General features: G+C 56.7%; 2 protein-coding genes. Both read left to right on the top strand.

All coding sequences use genetic code 11. The annotated features are described in order from the left end of the window. The first annotated feature begins 309 nt into the window (after positions 1-309). Positions 310-2,118, top strand: coding sequence for an outer membrane protein assembly factor BamB family protein (locus AC1DRJ_RS22830; protein WP_477804143.1), 1,809 nt, complete (start codon positions 310-312; stop codon positions 2,116-2,118). 32 nt (positions 2,119-2,150) lie between these two features. Continuing rightward, the gene (locus tag AC1DRJ_RS22825; RefSeq protein WP_477804142.1) at positions 2,151-2,984 is read left to right on the top strand and encodes a transporter; all 834 of its coding nucleotides are present in this window, start codon (positions 2,151-2,153) and stop codon (positions 2,982-2,984) included. Positions 2,985-3,066: the final 82 nt, after the last annotated feature.

The following is a 3,066-nucleotide window of genomic DNA, read 5'->3' as shown; positions in this document are numbered from 1 at the left end:
GAGTTACTGCGGTTAAGTAAATCAGATGAACGGTGTCAGGCAAGTTTTACAAGTGTTCTAAGGTTCAGCAGTGAGCTTCGCCGAGTACGTTATTCCTCCTACAAGACGGGGGAGAGTCCTACTRCCACTTGCCTTGTAAACACTGTTGTTTCCCAAGTGAGCGCGTTTAGCTACTGGCCTGTAGTTGGCATTGGCGAAGGGGGAACTGGGCGTCATAGCAACGCAAGGGTCATGTTGAATTCCTCCGTGGAAGAATACAGCGTAGACGCCACCCAATCGGTTCCCCTGGCCTGAAAAGAGGAAGTCCATGTGCGAAGATTTATTGTGATCGTCGTTGTATTGGTCGTATTGGTCTTGGGTGGCGCTGTTACGGGGAACATCATCTACAAGAAGTATCCGGCGCAAGTAGCCAAATATGGTGGAATGGTAGTCAACTTCTTCCGGACCCTTGGCGCGCCGGAAGGCACGCTGGCGACGGAGACGAACCAGGCCTATCCGCGCAGTACATCGGCTGAGGCGGTGCATCCGACCGGAACACCGCAGACGCCGGCGGTGCACTCGGACTGGCCGAGCTATAACCGGACCCTGACATCAGACAGATATTCACCGTTGACCCAGATCACCATCGGGAACGCCAAGCAGCTAAAGACTCTCTGCACCTATGACGTTGGAGATTACACCTCCTTCGAAACTGGCCTGATCATGGTGGAGGGGGCGCTGATCGGCACCACTGAGTTCGATATTTTCTCGCTCGATCCGGTGACCTGTGCGCAGAACTGGCGCACTCACGAGGAATATCCGCCGAGTCTTTTGGGGGTCAACCGTGGCGCCGCTTACTGGAACGGTATGCTCTTTCGTGGCACCCAGGACGGACGGGTACTGGCCTACGACTTCAAGACCGGCAAGCAGCAGTGGCAGACGACGATCGCCAATCCGAGCGTTGGTGAAACTGTACCTGCCGCCCCGATCGTCTGGGACGGGATGGTCTACGTCGGCCAGGCAGGCGGCGACAACAAGGGGGTGAAGGGGCGCATGTACGGACTGGACGCCACGACTGGAAAAATCGTCTGGGAGTCATACCTCGTGCCCTATGAGGAGGGCGACCTGATCCGCGGTCCGCTAGGCAAGTCGCCGCTGACTAAAGCGACCTGGAAGAGCGGCCCCCGCATTCCGATCAGCGGCGGCGCTACTTGGACGTCGACCACGCTCGACCCCGCGACGGGTTCGCTCTATGTCCCCGGTGGCAATCCGGCGCCGGACTTTGCGATCGGGCCGCGGGAGGGCGAAAATCTCTATTCAGGCTCGGTTGTCGTCCTCGACGCCAAAACCGGTGATTACCGAAATCACTACGAGATCTCGGGCGAGGACTGGCACGACTGGGATGTGTCGAACCCGCCGATCTTCGCAAACACTCGAGGTGGCAAGGACTTACTAGTGGTCGCCCCGAAGGACGGACACGTCTATGGCATCGACCGGGCTACTGGTGAGCGTCTTTACAAAGTCCCGGCGACACAGGTCGTGAATGTCGAGGCCCCCTTTGTCGTAGGGGAGTCGGTGCGATTCTGTCCCGGCTCGGTAGGTGGTGCGGAATGGAATAGCCCGGCTTATGTTCCTGCGACCAATCTGATTCTGGTCGGCGAGGTTGATTGGTGCTTTGCGGTGACGATGCAGGACACGCAGGAACTTGAGACGGCGCCGATGGGGCAACCCTGGTCGGGTATGGCGACGATGAACCCGTTCTACATGTTCGGCAGCCCCCTGGAGGGCGATAAAGACTGGCACGGTTGGGTCTATGCCATCGATGCCGATACCGGCCAGTGGGCCTGGCGGGCGAAGCTGAACTATCCGGTCGTCAGCGGCATGACGCCGACGGCGGGCGGCGTCGTTTTCTTCGGCGATGTCGGTGGCAATTTCTACGCGCTCAATGCCACGACTGGCGAGAAGCTCTGGGGTGAGAAAATCGGTGGTGGAATCGGCGGCGGCGTTATTACCTATACCGCCGACAGCAAGCAGAAAGTCGCGGTAGCCACTGGCTTCACTTCCCCGGCCTGGCCGACGCAGATCACCACCGCCAAGGTGATCGTTCTAGGGTTGGAGGAAGCCGGGACGGCCAAGTGAGGAATGCCATACCAGGTTTTGGGAGCGCAATAATGAATCAAGCAAATTTCACGATGGGTGGTTCAGTCAGCACCATTGCAGCTTGCGCACTCCTGCTGCAAGCCTCCGGCACGCTTGCACAGGAACAGTCACAAGCCGAACTGGCGAAAAAACTCAGTAACCCGATCGCCGACTTGGTCAGCATGCCAGTTCAGTACAATCGCTTGAGAGGATTGGGGCCGAATAATGCAGATGTAAATGTCACCAATATTCAACCGGTAATCCCGATTCACCTGGATGCAAAGACCAATTTAATTTCGCGGACCATCCTGCCGATCATCAACTTCGACAGCCCAGCGCCTGGTGTGAATGGTCAGTCGGGCATCGGCGATGTCTTACAGAGTTTTTTTTACTCTCCGGTTGCGGAGGCTGATGGCTGGGTTTGGGGGGTGGGTGCGGCGATTAATGCACCCACCGCCAATAAACAGGAACTGGGTAGCGGCAAGTGGAGTGCTGGCCCGACTGCCGTGGTGCTCAAGCAGCAGGACGGCTGGACTTACGGCATCCTGGCAAACAAGTTGAACTCTTTCGCCGGCCAATCCAATCGCGACTATGTCGATAGCACTTTTGTGCAGCCGTTTCTGCTGTACACCACCAAAACCTACACCACTTTCGGCATTAATACTGAGTCGACCTATAACGCGCATGACGGGGCAACCGAAGGTTGGACCTCACCAGTCAATCTGACGGTTGCACAGCTGGCAAAGATTGCCGGCAAACCAGTGCAATTCGAGATTGGCTATACCAAATATGTAACCAATCCGACGGATACGCCGACCGATGGATTCCGTGTACAGGTGACCCTGTTGTTGCCGGAAAAACAGTGACCATTTCCTTCGTAGTTTAGTGTTTTCCGAGGGCAGCTATTTATTAGTTGCCTTGCCACTTCATTGAGCGTGACCAATAAGT

This window comes from Pseudomonas sp. P5_B2 (assembly GCF_056400445.1).
The sequence above is the reverse complement of the archived record's forward strand: the minus strand, read 5'-3'. Positions and strand labels throughout refer to the sequence as shown.